The following is a 17,214-nucleotide window of genomic DNA, read 5'->3' on the forward strand; positions in this document are numbered from 1 at the left end:
TTCGTTTTTGCATGCTAGTAGTACTGTACCGTTACTTTCTTACCTAGCGTTTCGAGAAACTCTTTGATTTTTCTGATGACTTGTAGTTTTATGCTTAAATCTTTTGGCAAATCCGGATTTTGGTGAGCCGGATTGATAGCCTGGCCCACATAAAAACATACATGGGTACAGTCATTGATCAGCATTTTTGTCAAAAGGTAGGCTCCATCCTCTTTCCCCTTCTGATGAACCCCCAGATCTAAGGAAATGCGGTTAACGTATTGTTCTAAGTTTTCCAGTACACAACTCAGCGTAATAACCCCTTCTGTGACCAGATCAAGAACCTGACTTTTTCCGATCGGCGGCACTTGCTCTGTACCTGTTTCCAGCAGAACTTCTATCTCTTCTCCCAGTTCCCGACTGGCAATATTAGCTGCCGTACCACCACAAACCACTTTCACTCCTCTGCCAGCTAGAAAATCCTGCATTAACCGCGAATCATCCTCTTTCTTTTCCGGCGGACCAGCAAAAATACTGACAATCTCCGGCTCGCGGATCTTAATAGAAACCACCGTCGTATCGTCTCCAGGTTTTTTCTCATATAAATCAATACAAGTATTCATTAGTCTATTCGTAATGCCCTTGGCGGTTTTTTCCAACTGAGCATGCTTTAATAAAAAATGTAATACATTATCCCATTGCCACCCCAGGTTAAGAACTCCACCTACGCCAGCATGAATAACCCCGTCACTGACAATCGTAATGCTGTCACCTTCCATCACTTCAAACTCACTTTCCAATATTTTTTTCCCATGAATAATTCTTTCTTTTTTAGAAATATCCAATTCTCTGTTGTTTCTTATATAAAATAACGGTGGATTATCATACTCTACCAACTGAGCCAGACCGCTTTTTCCAATCTTAAGAATAACAAAGGTGGAATACGCCAATTTTCGCACATGACAGACAGGTAAGGTTTTTGCAATGGTTTCAATGGTTTCGTAAATGCTGGCTCCTTCCTTCAGCATCGTACCGGCTATTTTAGTTGTCATAGTGGCTAAGATATTGGCTTTCACCCCACTCCCAAGCCCATCAGCCAATACAATAATAACACTGTCCTCCGTATCTACTACTTCTACTTTATCACCGCACAGTTCTTCGTTTCTTTTGTTAAGACTGTCATGAGCTAAGTCAATAAAGTAGTTCATCTTTCCTCCCCCCGATCACCAACCACTAGATTTTGTAGTTTCGTAAGGGTTACTTTTGTCTCTGCCGTCGTTTCTCCTAAAAGACTGGCAATTTCCTGGGCAACGCGCATTTGTTTGTCAATAACATCCTGAGCGACGTTTAATGTGTTTTCACGAACTCGTATCAGCTCTTTTTTATTTTTTTCTGCCGATGTAACGTCTGTCATAATGGCCATTAAAATACCTTCCTTGCTCAGGTATAAAATATTGACAATTAAAATCACTCCATATTGATGGTACTCTACTTGCCTTCCAATCAAATTCACCCGGGTTTCCAGTACCTCTTCAAACAAATCGCTTGGAATGATGGTACTGATGTCTCTGTCTTTAATGGCTTCTGCCCGGATCTGAAAGATCCTTTCTGATGATGGGTTAAATTCTTTTACTTTCAAGTCTGGCCCCACCATAAAAATAGCGTTGGGGCTATTATCAAAAATAACATTTTTAAGGCTTTCTGCTTTCGCTCTCATAAAAGGAAGGCACATATTAACGTGAGAAGTTCCTCTCAGCACAGACTCCGCCTTGGCATGGCAGGTCCCATAGCCACAGGCATTACAGTTTAACTGATCTTCTTTTCTGCTTTTCCCCATTACCATCAGGGTTTCATTTATTTCTTCCGCTGAATATTTCTCTAATTCCACTTTTTGATCATAAATAATCTTACTTAAATCAACTTCCGGCAACGGATCCTGGTTCTCATTAAGATCTTTTTCCTTTTGCTGTTCTTGCTTTTGTTCTTCTTCCAAGGCTTTGATTTTTCTATTATAATCGGTCATTCTTTTACGTCGGACATAGTAGCTGGTATCATCTTTAGGCATACCAGTACCGTTAATACATCCACGATCGCAGGATGCAATGCCTAAGAACAGTCCTTCTAACTCGTCATTTTCAAGACTGCGTAAAATTTCTTCGCTGTTATCTACTCCAGCGATGACGTTTTTTTCAAAGTTTTTCTTTTTACTAATTTCCATATCAATACAAAAGGGAATACAGCGGCCTTTATGAGTTCCTACAGCATCAAAGGCCATCCCTTCTAAGCTTTCCAGTTCAATACCCTCTTCTTTCAGCCAATCTTCCAGTTCCACAAAAGTCAGAACGGCTTTTACCAATCCCCGATGCTGCATTTCTCTGGCTTCTGCCTTTTTCGCCAAGCAGGGTCCCACATATACAATATAGCTATCCGCTCCATATTTTTTTCGAAGTATTCGGCCATGAGCAATCATTGGCGAAACGATAGGAATCATATACTGACGAAGGGAAGAATGGTATTTTTCAATCAGATAATTGGTCGAAGGACAGGTGGAAGCAATAATATTCTTCTTCCCGGAGGAGCCTAAATAGTCTTCGTAGGCTTTTGCCACAACATCCCCTCCTACAGCTTCTTCTTCTACCACATCAAACCCTAATTTTTTAAGAGCCTCTACCATCTGTTCTCCATTTTCAACTCCAAAAGCAGAAGAAAAGGCTGGCGATAAACTCACCACCACTTTCTGTGGTGAAGCAATGGCTTCCTTTACATGATCAATAACATTTTTGATATGCAGTGCCCCCTGCTCGCAGGCTACATAGCACTCTCCACAGGATATACATCGATCCTGATCGATTCTGGCATGACTATCAAAAATAGAGATTGCTTTCGGCGGACAAGCCCGAATGCATTTATAGCAATTGTTGCATTTATCCATGGAATGATTAATAAATTTCAATGCGCCACCCCTTACCTTCTAAAATATTCGTTATTTAATTAACAGCCACTTTCATTATACCTCAATAACCTTTGCTTTCCAACGCTTAAATACTTATTTTTCCTATAACAAAACCCCCAACAACGTTGGGGGTTTATCATTAGATTTCCTTAAATTAACTCTCGGATATCTTTCGTTTCGTGATTCTCGTACTCCATTACTTTTCCTTCCCAGGTACGAATGGTAATATAGTCTTTTCCTCTTGATACCAAGTAATCTGGGAACAGAGGCGTTTTCCCCTGACCTTTAGGCGCATTAAGAATAAAGGTAGGAATTGCCATGCCGGAAGTATATCCTCTTAAGTATTCCATAATCTCTAAACCATCATCAATGGATGTATTAAAATGAGTTGTTCCCGCTACATGCTTGGCATGGAAGATATAGTAAGGTCTTACCCGGCATTTAAGCAACTCATGATTTAGTACCCGCATAACGTATTTATCGTTATTCACTCCATTTAACAATACAGCCTGATTCCCTAAAGGAACTCCGGCTTTTGCCAGTTTTTCGCAGGCTTCTTTTGCCTCTTCACTAATTTCGGCTGGATGATTAAAGTGAGTATTGATATATACGGGATGATATTTTTCAATCATGGCACAGAACTCATCTGTAATTCTTTGTGGCATAGTTACCAACGTGCGGCTTCCTAAGCGAACGTATTCCACATGTGGAATTTCTTTTAGTTGCTTTAAGATCCACTCCAGTGTTTCATCTGTTAAGCAAAGAGAATCTCCACCTGTGATCAAAACGTCTCTGATTTCTGGACACTCTCTAATATAATCAATTGATTCCTGCAAAGCACTTCGGCTTCTAGGTACATCTTCTTCTCCAATATTTCTTCTTCTTTGGCAGTGTCGACAATACATGGCACATTCGTTCGTAACATTAATAATCAGCCGATCCGGATAACGTCTTGTAATGCTTCCTGCTGGATTTGTAAACTCTTCTCCCATCGGATCAAAGTCATGACAGGGATCTTCCAGTTCACTGTGTACCGGTATTGCCATTAATCGAACCGGATCAAATCGATCGTCCGGATCCATCAAGCTAAGGTAATAAGGCGAAACGGCCCAACGGAACTTTTTCCCTACTTCTCTAATTTCTTTTTTTTCTATATCCGTTAAGTTAAGAATTTTACCGAGGAGTTCCACATCCGAAACGCGGTTTTCTGTCTGCCAACGATAGTCTTTCCACTGTTCTTCTGTAGCACCTAGTACTTTCATAATTTTTTCTTTGCGTTGACGGATCGTGTCCTTCATTTCCAGTCCTTTTGGAATTTCTTCCCTTGCCTTCAGATAGTCATCGATTCGGCTTTTCAGCTCATCAGCTCTCTGAAGCGAGATTTCCCGTTTACTGTTTTCCATTTTTAAACAACCTTGATCCATTCGAAACATCCTTTCAGTATTCTTTCTCTTAACCATTTTTTGTCTTTGTTCCTTGCTTTTTTATCGTTTCCTACAAGATCATTATACCACTCCCTCTAATAAATGCAAGTATTGCGTCAAAATTTATTTTCAGTGCAATAATTTCATCATTTTATTGCTTTATTTTCATTATTGCCATTTTTCCTGCCTCTCTCAAAGAGCAAAGCTGTTATTTTGTGTATTTTCTGAATTTTTGTCTTTTTGTTCATATCGCTGGAAAATATGACGTATCTGTTTTTCTAGGCCTTACTTCATGGTATAATCATTCATATCCCTTCATTTAGACCGAATTTCCAGAGATTCCAGCAGGCTTCTAGATATCACCAGCAGGCTTCTGCGCTACTAAAAGTTAATCCACGACGCATCGATCTAATGCCACGCATTTCACCAAAAGACAGGGATGCATGCTTTGTGGTGTTAGCATCCGATAAACAAGCTTTTTCCATAAGTATCTTACCCCATAACAGAGTAGGAGGATGCCGATGACGATTCAACTCATTACGGATAGTACCGCCTATATTCCATGTCATCTGATCAAGAAGTACAACATTCAAGTGGTTTCTCTCAGTGTTCAGCTAAACGGTCTGACGAAAGAAGAAACCACGGTAGAGCACGGTGCCTTTTATCAAGAACTAAGCCAGTCAAAAGAATGGGCTACGTCATCTCAGCCCACTCTCGAGACCTTTCTTACTCTTTTTCAGAAAGCAATCGATAAAAGAAAAGAAATCTTTGGAGTTTTCCTGTCCTCGGCCATGAGCGGTACTTATCAAACAGCCAGAATGGCTAAACAGATGATCTTAGAAAAAGAGCCTTCCGCAAAAATTCATTTAATTGATTCCCAAACCAATTGTATGCAAATGGGTTTTGCTGTGCTGGAAGCCGCTAAGTTAATTGAAGAAGGACTGGATACAAAGGAAGTGATCCAGCAGGTCCAGAACTTTGTGAATCGCTCCCGATTTTTGTTTGCTCCCCTTAGCTTGCAATACCTTCGAAAAGGCGGGCGAATTGGTGGTGCCGCCGCTTTTATTGGTTCTGTTCTACGAATCGTACCAATCTTAACCGTTGAAAATGGTAGGACATCTGTCTTCAACAAGGTCCGAACCCAGAAAAAAGCTCAGTCCACCATGGTCCAGGCTGTTTTGGAAGATTTCCAACAGTACGGAGAAGGTGATTTAGTGGTTCATCATATAAACGACGAAACTGCCGGTCACGCTCTGGCTTCTAAGCTTTCTGAGCCCTTTAACCGCGAAATCCCTGTTCTTCCTATCGGCCCGGTTATTGGATTGCATGTTGGCCCAGGAACCGTCGGAATTGCCTATTATACAGCAAAAAATCGGATTTCCAACGAACCTGCAGCCGATAAAAACCAACCACATCTCAAGGAGGGTTCCTATGAAAATTATTAATGCAGCCGCAATGAAACAGTCTGTTAATGATCAAGAAATGATTGATGCTATCGAAGAAGCTTTCCACCTTTATTCTCTGGAAAATTTCACGATGCCAGAAAGACTTGCTGTCAAGCATCAGGAAGATACGATGCTCTATATGCCCTGCCTCACTCCAGATAGTATTGGAACGAAAATGCTTTCTCTGATGCCACAAAACCCATCTAAAGGAAAACCGCTTATTGATGGTATGATGATTCTTAACAACAGAGAAGACGGCACTCCCCTCGCTATCATGAATGGTCAGTTACTTACGGCCATGCGAACAGGAGCGGTCGGCGGTCACGCCGTCCGTCATTTAGCTTACCCAGAAAGTCAACACCTAGGCCTTATTGGTTGTGGGGTTCAGGGCCTTTACCAGGTTAAATACGCTTGTGCCGAAAGATCTATTGCTACGGTGTATCTCTATGATGAGTTCAAGGAGGATTTAACTGACTTTGTGGAAAGCATCCGTCAGGAAACCGACTCTCCTTCCCTCCATTGCGTTGTATGCAACAGTGCTACTGAAGTTGCCCAAAACAGTGATATTCTCATAACGGCCACCTCTTCCAAGGAGCCTGTTCTACCAAACGACCCAGAGCTTTTTTCTAATAAATGCGTGGTTTCCATCGGCTCTTGGCGCCCTGATATGAGGGAAATTCCAGAAGCCATCTGGCAAACCACCAGTAAGGTTTATACAGAACTGCCCTATGCTTGTGAAGAAACGGGAGATCTGTCGCAGCCTTTGGCCGATGATGTCATTGCCCTGGATCAGGTTCATTTGATGTCCGATTTCTTAAAAGCCATAAAATCAGGTAAAAAAACAGACCTGCAAAGCACTCGCTTTTACAAATCCGTCGGAATGAGTCTTTTTGATCTGGTTGTCGCTACCAACATTTATGAAAAAGCCAAAGAAAAAGGCTTAGGTACTGACGTTGACTGGTAGCCGTTTCCTGTAGGATAAAAAAACAACTGAGTCCGGTGCATTGGAATCAGTTGTTTTTTTCTACAAAATAACAGGCGTGAGGATGCATAAAAATCTGGTTTTTTCTTCCAGCGGGTTCTTCCATACATGAGGTTTTCCAGAGGGATAGTGAATGGAATCTCCGGCGTATACCGTGTAGTCATCGCCATCGATAGATACAACGACAGCACCCTCCAACACATATAAAAACTCTTCTCCCTGATGGCTAAACCGATGGCCATGTTTTTCTTCCGGCTGCAATGTTACCATCAGAGATTCCAGAACCCGGTCTTGAAAGGTTCCGCTTAACCTAATATACTCCGTTGTAGAACCTTCTATCAGAAAAGACTTTTGATCTTCTTTGGTTACTAAAAAATGTTCATTGTCGTAAGCCTTAAAGAAAGTCGTAATCGAGACATGCAAAGAGTCGGCAATTTTTTTCAGTGAGGTAATGGCAATAGAGGATGTCTCCCGCTCCACCTGAGATAAAAAACTGATGGAAAACCCGGTTCTTTCGCTAAGTTCTTTCAGTGTTAATCCTCTTTCTTTCCTTATTTCCCGAATTTTTTTTGAAACCTCCTGCATTCACACACCCCCATGATTTTTTAGCCAAAGTAAGGTTGTTTAGGGAACTGGTTCAATATCTGACAACCGGTATCCGTTACCAGAACAATATCCTCAATTCTCACTCCGAATTTTCCGGGCAGATAGATCCCCGGTTCAATACTAAAGAGCATTCCCGGTTCCAGCATTTCCTCGTTTCCTTCTACAATATAAGGCGATTCATGAACTTCCATCCCAATACCGTGACCTGTCCGGTGAATGAAATAATCACCATACCCCTTACTTATAATATGATCCCGAACCACTTTATCAATGGATTCTGCGCTAACCTTTGGTCTGACAGCTTCAATCCCTTTTCTCTGTGCTTCAAGAACGATTTCATAAATTTCTAAAAAGAACTCATCCGGCTCATCACCTAAAAAAACAGTACGGGACATATCCGAGCAAAAGCCATCCATAAGCCCCCCAAGATCCATTAACAAAGGCTGATTTTTCAAAATCTTGTCCGTTCCTGTTTTATGATGAGGCGAAGCACTGTTAGAACCAGTAGCAATAATAGGGCTAAAAGAGGGGCCTTCCATCCCATGTTGTTTCATTTCCTGTTCCAAGGTTGCCGCCAGTTCTTTTTCCGTCCTGCCTATCCAGTCCCTTTCTAGTATAACCTTTTTGAGAATATTATCAACGACCGTCGCTGAATTTTTTAATTTTTCAATCTCTGTTTCGCTTTTTATCTTCCGCAAACTTTCAAAAAGGTAACCGGCCAGCCTAAAGTCAGCGTCCTTTATTTTTTTCTGAATTGGCAGCATAAACGCAGCCGGCATACTGTTTTCCAAGGCAATACGGGTGATGCCTATTTCTCGCTCACCCATTTCCTTAAGAAGCATTTGAAATGGATCTTCCTGATCACTCCAAAAGACATTGTTCCGGATTGGTGTCTTCGTAATAAACGCCTCATAAAGCTTTGGTGCTACAAAAAAACCTTCTCCTTTGGTTGGAAGAACAAAAAGAACTAACCTCTCATCCATTTTTGCTCCATAGCCAGTAAGGTAATTCAGATTAACTGAAGGAGATAGAAAAAGGCATTCTATCTCCTCTCCCTGCATTTTTTCCTGAAGCTTTTCAATTCTTTTTTGGTAGATGGACATGTTTTTCCTCCTGCCGTTATGTTTTTGTTCACTCTTTTTTTGCCGTCATCAAGGTAACAATAATTAAGGCTACAAAAGCAACGGGAATAGAGACAACGGAGCTATTCAGATCATAAGGTTGTCTTAAAACAATTTCCCATACCAGCGTTGTAATCACACCAGCTGACATGGATGCCAGCCCACCGGCTTTGGTAACTTTTTTCCATAGAAATACAGCTAATACTGCCGGTGTAATCCCTGCCGCATATACGGTGTAAGCATACATTTGTACAGATAGAATGCTAGGAAAATATTCGATCAGCAAATAAGAAAGCAAGCCCAGTACCGGGATCAATATTCGGGTAAATAATAACTTTTGTTTATCCGATGCTTCTGGGTTAATATATTTTCCGTATAAATCATAGGTAATATTGGTTGAAGCCGACAAAAGATACGAATTTCCTGTTGTAACAATAAAGGCAGCCGCCGCCGCTAAAAGAAGTCCCCCTATAAAGGTCGGTAAGATTGTCGTAGTGGCTATCAATGCCATTCCCGGATTAATGTCCGGAAAGGTAACTCTGGCGGAAAAAGCGATAATTGAAACCGCCGGATAAATAAAGATTACCCCTATTAGCCATCCTATGGAACCAATTCTGGTATCTCGGCTACCACGAGAAGCCGCCAGTCGCTGATACATATTTTGATCTCCCAGCAAAAGGAACAGAGAGGGAATCAGATATCCCGTCAGTTGTAAGGGAGTCAAACCACCTAAAACTTCCAAGCTTGATGGCGGAACCGTTTCTGTGATATTTGCCCATCCGCCAGCCGCATTAATGGAAAAGGGGATCCCAACTCCAAGCCCAATAAGAATAATAAAGGCACCAATAGCATCCGTTGCTGCCACTGCTTTAAGCCCACCTGCAGCAGCAAGAAAAACAATAAGCACAGCGGCAATAATCGTTCCTGTCTGTACCGGAATGCCTGTCGTTACATTTAAGACAAACCCAAACCCTTGGAATTGATAGCTCACAATTCCCACATAAGCCAATACAATCACCAATACCGAGAGCATTTTAGCTGATTCACCGTATTTGGTTTCCAATATTTCACTGATGGTATATTTTCCAAAAGTCCGTATTCTTTCCGCAATAAAAAACAATAACCCAATTCCCACAATAGCCGAAACACTTTGTAACATGGCCGGCCATATGCCAAAGCTGTACGCAAGGGAGTTGCTGCCTCCTGTAATCGTACCACTGCCAACCCAGGTGGCGATTAGCGTTCCCATCAATACAACCGCACCCAGAGATTTTCCAGCCAGAATAAAGTCTTCACTGGAAGAGATCTTCTTTGAATAAAAAATACCCATTACTACCATGATGACCCCATACCCTGCTAAAAACCACAGCAGAGTGGGATTATGCGTTAATTCCATTCTTTTCTTCCTCCTTGTTTTTTCCTTCTTTTTTTAGTTTTACAGTATTGATTACACCTATACTGTAATTAGTGGCGAAAAAAAAGCACCCTTCGCCTACTTTGTTTAAATAATAACATACCTTAGGCTTTTCGTCTATTCCAAAACCAGACCTATCCGAAGAACTTGACAAATCCATCTCTCTGAGGTACATTTATTTAGAGTCATTTCATTTATCTGATGACTACTGGTGCTTCTTGAGGCAATCCTCTCGAAGAGAATAGGGAATAGAAGTGAGAATCTTCAGCGGTCCCGCCACTGTAACCGGGGAATTAATTCGCAGTAATCCACTGTCTTCAAAGGCTCATGCCTGAAGAAGGACGGGAAGGAGCGAAGGCGTGATGATCTGGAAGCCAGGAGACCTGCCAGTAGGGAACTTTTGCTAATGATGTGGATTATGGTAACATCCTCAGTATGTTTATGCTGAGGTTTTTTGCTATTTAAAAACAAATTAAAAACAGAAACCCAAGGAGGAATTATCGTATGCCGTCATTAAAAGAAACCATCGATCAGATCCAACCTCTTAAAAAAGAAGCCATGGATTTGTGTCAGAAAAAGCTTAATAACCTGACGAAGCCACCAGGCAGTTTGGGGGTGCTGGAGGATATCGCTATTCAGTTAGCCGGTATAACAGGCAGCACATCACCGTCTGTTAAGAACAAAACAATGTTGGTGATGGCCGGAGATCACGGAGTTGTTGCTGAAGGTGTCAGTGCTTTCCCTCAGGAAGTAACCCCTCAAATGGTTCTGAACTTTATCAATGGGGGAGCTGCTATCAATGTTTTCTGCCGTCATGCCGAGGCGAAGGTAGTGGTGGTGGACGTGGGCATCGTCGGTGATTTTACTCATCCTGATCTTATCCAAAAAAAGATAAAGCAGGGCACCGACAATATTGCTGCCGGGCCTGGGATGAGTTATGACGAAGCTGTAAAGGCCATTGAAATAGGAATCGAAATGGCTCATGAAGAAGTGCAACAGGGAGCCGCTTTGTTAGGTGCGGGTGAAATGGGCATTGGCAATACAACTCCCAGCAGCGCTATATTAGCCGCATGCATTGATTTACCCTTGGAACAGATCGTCGGTAGGGGGTCGGGAATTCAGGATGAGGCGCTTACCAATAAAATCCGGGTGATTCAACAGGCTTTAGACATTAATCAACCAGACGCAACCGATGGAGTTGATCTTTTGGCAAAAGTAGGCGGCTTGGAAATCGCTGCCATGACTGGCGTTATGCTGGGTGCCGCCGCTCATCGGGTACCGGTAATGGTTGATGGTTTCATCGCCAGTGCGGCTGCTTTGGCTGCCAGTCGCATCTGCCCTAAGGTTACTCCGTATATGATCGCTTCCCATGCTTCTATGGAGCCAGGTCATCAGCATGCCCTCCGTCTTTTAGGTTTAACACCCATGCTTCATATGAACATGCGTCTAGGAGAAGGTACCGGCGCTGCCTTAGCCTTCCACTTGGTAGAAGCTTCCACCAGAGCCCTTGAAGAAATGAGCACCTTCGCTGATGCTGGCGTTACTTCCAGTTAAGCTTTCTTTTGCGCTTTTAATTCCAGGTATTCTTCATAGGTTTTTCGATAATCTTTGATTCCGTCATCGGTTATTTCAATAATGCGATTGGCGATGGTATCGACAAACTGATGATCGTGAGACGTAAACAATACATTGCTGGGGTAGGCTTTCAGCCCATTGTTTAATGCTGTGATTGATTCCAGATCCAGATGATTCGTGGGCTGATCCAGTAATAGGACGTTGGCATTTTTCAGCATCATTCTCGATAGCATACACCGGACCTTTTCTCCACCAGAAAGGACTTTCACCTTTTTCAGGGCATCTTCTCCGGAAAAAAGCATTTTTCCGAGGAAACCTCTTAAATACACTTCCGATTTTTCTTCTGAATACTGCCGCAGCCACTCTACCAGGTTTAAGCCTTCCTGATCAAAATAGTCTGCATTATCTTTTGGCAGATAGGCAGTGGTAATCGTTACACCCCATTTTACCGTCCCTTGGTCCGGTTCCCATTCTCCTGCCATGATTTTCATTAACGCTGTATTGGCTCTTTCATTTTCACTGACAAAGGCTATTTTATCTTCTTTTCCTACGGTGAAACTGACGTTTTTTAACAAGGTTTCTCCTTCTACGGTTTTTGAAATCCCTTCCACCATTAAGATGTCTTTTCCTACTTCTCTTTCTGGTTTAAAACCAACGTAGGGGTAGCGGCGGGTGGATGGTTGAATATCATCCAACGTGATTTTATCCAGTATTTTTTTTCGAGAGGTTGCTTGTCTGGATTTTGAAGCATTTGCACTAAAACGAGCAATAAAATCCTGCAGCTGCTTCACTTTTTCTTCTTTTTTGCGATTTTGATCCTTCATCATCTGGAGTGCCAACTGGCTGGACTCGTACCAGAAGTCGTAGTTCCCTGTAAACATTTTTATTTTCCCAAAGTCCACGTCTACCATATGGGTACAGGTTTTATTCAGAAAATATCGATCATGAGAAACAAAAATAACAATGCCGTCAAAGTTAATTAGGAATTCTTCCAACCATCGGATTGATTGAATATCCAAATGGTTGGTCGGCTCATCCAACACTAAAATATCTGGATTTCCAAACAAAGCCTGCGCCAGCAATACCTTCACTTTTTCAGCACCAGGAAGAGCTTCCATTTTCTTAACATGAAGGTCTGTCGTAATACCAAGCCCCTGCAACAGTGCCGATGCTTCTGCTTCTGCCTCCCATCCGTTTAATTCGGCAAATTCCGCTTCCAGTTCTGCTGCTTTCATCCCATCTTCATCCGAAAAATCTTCTTTGGCATAAAGGATTTCTTTTTCTGTCATTACTTCATAAAGCCGTTCATTTCCTCGAATGACTGTTTCTAATACTTCCACTTCATCAAACTGAAAATGATCTTGTTTTAGTACAGACATTCTAAGACCCGGTGCAATGTGAACTTCACCTTTATTTGGCTCTATTTCTCCGGAAAGGATTCTAAGAAACGTACTTTTCCCCGCTCCATTAGCTCCAATAACTCCATAACAATTGCCCGGAGAAAACTTTAGTTGAACGTCTTCAAATAATTTTTGCTCTCCATAACTTAATCCTAAATTAATAACATTAATCACGTTAATACCTTCCTTTTCTTATATTCTTTATTCGGCGACTACCACCGTTAAGACTGCTTATTCTATTAAAAGCTCTGCCATCTTTTTTCAATAGCTGGACTCCAGTGGCTTTTAGACGATTTTTGTCGTCCAGTCCTCACAATTCCAGACTTCCGTTACCACATCCCGATAAAAGTCCGGTTCGTGACTAATCAATAGAATTGTCCCTTTATAAGCCTGCAAAGCTCGTTTAAGTTCTTCTTTGGCATCCACATCCAGATGATTGGTCGGCTCATCCAGTACCAGGACATTGGTTTCTTTGTTCATTAATTTGCAAAGCCGTACCTTGGCCTGTTCACCACCACTAAGCACCCGTACCTGGCTTTCAATATGCTTGGTTGTTAAGCCGCATTTTGCCAAGGCACTTCTTACTTCCCGCTGGTTAAGACCAGGAAATTCCTGCCATACTTCTTCGATGCATGTATTGGTATTGCTCTCTTTTATTTCTTGTTCAAAATAACCGATATGCAGAAAGTCACCTTCTTCTACGACTCCTGCCAGCGGCGGCACTTCCCCCAGCAAACTTCGCAACAAAGTTGTTTTTCCCAGACCATTGGCGCCAACCAGTGCAATTTTTTGATTTCTTTCCATTTTAATGGTCAAAGGACGGGTTAGCGGTTCCTCATAGCCAATCACTAAGTCCTCCGTCTGAAAGATGAGCTTTCCAGGGGTTCTCGCTGTAAGAAAATGAAATTCCGGCTTCGGTTTTTCCTGGGCTAGTTCAATCATTTCCATCTTATCCAATTTCTTTTGGCGGGACATCGCCATATTGCGAGTAGCTACCCGTGCTTTGTTTCTGGCAACAAAATCTTTTAACTCACTGATTTCCTGCTGTTGCTTTTTATAAGCGGCCTGCAATTGTTCTTTTTTCGCCTGATGAATTTGTAAAAATTGGTCATAGCTACCAGGATACCGTTCAAGCTTTTGATTTTCCATGTGATAAATAAGGTTCGTAACACTGTCCAAAAAAGGAATGTCATGAGAAATCAAAATAAACGCATTCTCATATTCCTGAAAATAACGCCGCAGCCATTCAATATGTTCTTCATCCAAATAATTTGTCGGTTCATCCAAAAGAAGAATTTCCGGTTTTTCCAGCAATAGCTTTGCCAGCAATATTTTTGTACGCTGTCCACCGCTTAAATCGTCTACCTGTTTATCCAACCCAATGTCTGTTAGTCCCAGTCCTCGGGCTACTTCTTCAACTTTTGCATCAATGATATAAAAATCATTCTGATCTAACAGGTCTTGAATCGTTCCCACTTCTTCCAGCATCGTATTTAGCTCATCTTCTGAAACGTTTCCCATCGATTCATATAGCTGATTCATTTCAGCTTCCAGATCAAAAAGATATTGAAAAGCTCCTTTTAAAGCATCTTTGATCGTCATTTCTTTTTCCAGTACTGTGTGTTGGTCTAAATAACCTACCCGTACTCTTTTTGCCCAATGAACGGTGCCCTTATCCGGCTCTATTTTTCCAGTAATAATGTTCATAAAGCTGGATTTACCTTCTCCATTGGCTCCTATCAATCCAATATGTTCTCCTTTCAACAATCGAAAAGACACATCATCAAAAATGGCTCTGTCACCAAAGCCATGGCTTAGATTTTTTACCGTTAACAAACTCATTCCAAACGCTCCTTTTTCTTTCCATCAAAATCATCTTACTCCTATTTATTAAAGAAACCTAGGCCATTATACCATAACAAAGCTTAGGAAAAGATAGGAAAGAGAAAAGATTGCTAAAATTTTTCAACCGAGGTTTTAGAGATTCACATCACTAGATGCTTAACACCTTTTTTGCTAAGCATTCTTTTACTGATATGTTATAATAATAGACATACACCCAGTTAAAGCCATCATGAAACAAATCCCTCTTTAAAGGATGATTCTTCTATGCAAAAAAGTTACATGGACCATGAACTATATGAAAAAGTTTTTAATGGTACTCAAGACTCTCTCTTCATTGTAGAAGTGGTAGGTCCTTTTGAATTTCGGTTTCTTCGAACAAATCTGGCTCATCAAACTAAAACCGGTATTAGCCAGGAGCAAATACAAAACCAGACACCGCTGTCCTTACTTGGCAAGGAGCTGGGAGATCAAGTGGCTATTAACTATCAGAAATGTGTTGATGCTGGAAAAAGCGTTACCTATGAGGAAACATTGGATTTACCAGGCGGTACCAGAATTTGGACCACTACATTAACACCTATTATCCGAAAAGGAATCACCGCGTTTATTGTCGGCTCCGCTACGGATATTACAGAACGGGTTGAAAATGAACAAAAACGAATTGCCTCTGAGAAACTATTGTTAAAAATCATTAATAATATTCCGATGCGTATTTTCTGGAAAGACAAAGACTTGAAATACCTTGGTTGCAATAGTCATTTTGCTAAAGATTCCGGCTGGGGATCTCCGGAAGCGTTAATTGGTAAAACTGACTATGAAATGAGTTGGAAATCTTTGGCCGAGGACTATCGAAAAGACGATTTAGACGTCATGATACAGGAAGAAGAAAAAATCAATTACATCGAAAAGGTCATCAATGCCGATGGAGAGCGACGCTTTGTACGAACCAGCAAAATACCTCTTTATGATCAAAACGCTGAGGTTTTTGGGATGTTAGGTGCTTTTGAAGATATTACGGATACCCTCAATCTTGAAGAAGCCCTTAAGGAGAGCGAGCAGCGTTACGAAGAACTGGCTTCCATTAGCAAAGCAGTGGTATTTGAACTGGACCGAAACGGTATGTATACCTATGTAAGCCCTTCCGTAGAGCCTATTTTAGGCTATAAACCTGCTGAATTAATAGGGAAATCTTATTTTTACGACATCACTTCTCCTGAAAACCGTCAAAGCCTGATGGACTACGGCAGAAAAGTGTTGGAGGAGGGCGGCCAGGTTTCTGACTATGAGCATCAGCTCCAACGAAAGGACCGAGTAAATGTTTGGGTCACTACCAACGGTTTCTGTCTTCTTGATGAAAATGGACGTACCAAATCCTTCCGGGGAATGGATATCGATATAAGTCATATCAAAACAGCCGAAGAAAAAATTCGTTACTTAAGTTTCCATGATCAGTTGACCGGATTATACAACCGGCATTTTTTTGAAGCGGAAATTCAACGACTGGATACTTATCGCAACTGGCCATTAACTGTTATGATGGTGGATGCCAATGGGCTGAAACTGATCAACGATGCCTTTGGTCATCAAGCCGGCGATGAGTTGCTGATTAAAATGGCCGAGGCATTAAAGGAAAGTATTCGATCCGACGACATTATCTCGCGCATCGGTGGTGATGAATACGTACTTTTACTGCCTGGAACCTGCGAAGAAGAAGCCGGAAAAATGGTGGAAAGAATACAGCAAAATACAGACAGAAAAAAAATCAAAAACCTGCCTCTCTCCTTTTCTTACGGTTATTACACAAAATGGAATGAAAAACTGACGGTTGAAGATACTTTAAAGCTGGCTGAAACAAAAATGTACAACCAAAAAAACGAAGGTCGAAAATCTTTACGTAAAGAAATGATTCAAAAGATACTAGAGGAGCTATTTCGCACCTTACCAGAGGAAAAATGTCATGGGGAAAAAGTTGCTGCTCTTTGCTTTGAAATTGGAAAAGTCCTCGGATTTGAAAAAAGAAAGCTTGAAAAACTAAGATTAGCCGGTTACTATCACGACATAGGAAAAATCGCTATTGATCCAACTATTTTGCAAAGCGGCTGCCTGCTAACGATGGACCAGCGAGAAGAAATACAACGCCACGCGGAAGCCGGTTATGTTATTTTAAGTTCTTCTTCTGACTATTTGGATATCAGCGAAGATATTTTACAACACCATGAGCAGTACGATGGCAATGGCTACCCTGCAGGTTTGTCTGGAGAACAGATTAACCTTAATGCTCAAATCATCAGCATTGCTAATTATTATGACAGCATGAGCCGAAACCGTCCTCACCGAGACGCCCTTCGTCGTGAAGCCGTTTTAGAACAAATTCAGCAGCAAAAAGGGAAACGTTTCAACCCACGCCTGGTGGATGCCTTCATGAAGGTTATCTCTTCCTAATCGCAAAGGCCAACACCGACTATTTCAT

12 protein-coding genes and 1 riboswitch are annotated in these 17,214 nt (G+C 41.6%); of the genes, 4 read left to right on the plus strand and 8 right to left on the minus strand.

Annotated elements, in window-relative coordinates; translation table 11 throughout:
- Positions 1-14 precede the first annotated feature (14 nt).
- From BLV55_RS05425 to eam, 3 genes are all read right to left on the minus strand, one after another.
- Positions 15-1,187, minus strand: a complete 1,173-nt coding sequence (locus BLV55_RS05425) for a SpoIIE family protein phosphatase (RefSeq protein ID WP_093312057.1) — start codon at positions 1,185-1,187, stop codon at positions 15-17.
- Entirely contained in the window at positions 1,184-2,932 is a 1,749-nt protein-coding gene (locus BLV55_RS05430; protein ID WP_093312060.1) for a [Fe-Fe] hydrogenase large subunit C-terminal domain-containing protein, read from the minus strand. Before BLV55_RS05430 ends, BLV55_RS05425 begins: the two co-directional genes overlap by 4 nt.
- A gap of 149 nt (positions 2,933-3,081) precedes the next feature.
- Positions 3,082-4,335, minus strand: a complete 1,254-nt coding sequence (gene eam / locus BLV55_RS05435; protein ID WP_093312321.1) for a glutamate 2,3-aminomutase — start codon at positions 4,333-4,335, stop codon at positions 3,082-3,084.
- A 542-nt stretch (positions 4,336-4,877) separates the two neighbouring features.
- Between eam and BLV55_RS05440 the strand changes: the two genes are divergently transcribed.
- Both BLV55_RS05440 and BLV55_RS05445 read left to right on the plus strand, forming a co-directional pair.
- Positions 4,878-5,801, plus strand: coding sequence for a DegV family protein (locus BLV55_RS05440; protein ID WP_093312061.1), 924 nt, complete (start codon positions 4,878-4,880; stop codon positions 5,799-5,801).
- The gene (locus BLV55_RS05445; RefSeq protein ID WP_176968273.1) at positions 5,788-6,765 is read left to right on the plus strand and encodes an ornithine cyclodeaminase family protein; all 978 of its coding nucleotides are present in this window, start codon (positions 5,788-5,790) and stop codon (positions 6,763-6,765) included. Before BLV55_RS05440 ends, BLV55_RS05445 begins: the two co-directional genes overlap by 14 nt.
- Positions 6,766-6,825: 60 nt before the next feature.
- Here the strand turns inward: BLV55_RS05445 and BLV55_RS05450 are convergent, their stop codons facing one another.
- From BLV55_RS05450 to BLV55_RS05460, 3 genes are read right to left on the minus strand one after another with little or no spacing between them, the layout of a single operon-like run.
- Complete coding sequence (locus tag BLV55_RS05450; protein ID WP_093312065.1) at positions 6,826-7,368, minus strand: helix-turn-helix domain-containing protein; 543 nt, start codon at positions 7,366-7,368, stop codon at positions 6,826-6,828.
- 20 nt (positions 7,369-7,388) lie between these two features.
- Complete coding sequence (locus BLV55_RS05455; protein WP_093312066.1) at positions 7,389-8,492, minus strand: M24 family metallopeptidase; 1,104 nt, start codon at positions 8,490-8,492, stop codon at positions 7,389-7,391.
- A 28-nt stretch (positions 8,493-8,520) separates the two neighbouring features.
- The gene (locus tag BLV55_RS05460) at positions 8,521-9,906 is read right to left on the minus strand and encodes a sodium:solute symporter family protein (RefSeq protein ID WP_093312069.1); all 1,386 of its coding nucleotides are present in this window, start codon (positions 9,904-9,906) and stop codon (positions 8,521-8,523) included.
- Between the two features lie 210 nt (positions 9,907-10,116).
- Positions 10,117-10,329: riboswitch (cobalamin riboswitch) on the plus strand.
- A 99-nt stretch (positions 10,330-10,428) separates the two neighbouring features.
- Here BLV55_RS05460 and cobT point away from each other — a divergent pair.
- A complete protein-coding gene (cobT, locus tag BLV55_RS05470) occupies positions 10,429-11,478 on the plus strand; it encodes a nicotinate-nucleotide--dimethylbenzimidazole phosphoribosyltransferase (RefSeq protein WP_093312073.1) in 1,050 nt (349 codons plus the stop codon).
- On the opposite strand, the gene BLV55_RS05475 is transcribed toward cobT, so the two are convergent.
- Together BLV55_RS05475 and BLV55_RS05480 are read right to left on the minus strand one after the other, a co-directional pair.
- The gene (locus tag BLV55_RS05475) at positions 11,475-13,073 is read right to left on the minus strand and encodes an ABC-F family ATP-binding cassette domain-containing protein (RefSeq protein WP_093312075.1); all 1,599 of its coding nucleotides are present in this window, start codon (positions 13,071-13,073) and stop codon (positions 11,475-11,477) included. The two genes, cobT and BLV55_RS05475, sit on opposite strands and share 4 nt — an antisense overlap.
- A 111-nt stretch (positions 13,074-13,184) precedes the next feature.
- Positions 13,185-14,741, minus strand: a complete 1,557-nt coding sequence (locus BLV55_RS05480) for an ABC-F family ATP-binding cassette domain-containing protein (protein ID WP_093312078.1) — start codon at positions 14,739-14,741, stop codon at positions 13,185-13,187.
- Between the two features lie 267 nt (positions 14,742-15,008).
- Here BLV55_RS05480 and BLV55_RS05485 point away from each other — a divergent pair, with 267 nt between their 5' ends.
- A complete protein-coding gene (locus BLV55_RS05485) occupies positions 15,009-17,186 on the plus strand; it encodes a PAS domain S-box protein (protein ID WP_093312080.1) in 2,178 nt (725 codons plus the stop codon).
- Positions 17,187-17,214: the final 28 nt, after the last annotated feature.

This window comes from Tindallia californiensis, assembly GCF_900107405.1.
GTDB lineage: Bacteria > Bacillota > Clostridia > Peptostreptococcales > Tindalliaceae > Tindallia > Tindallia californiensis.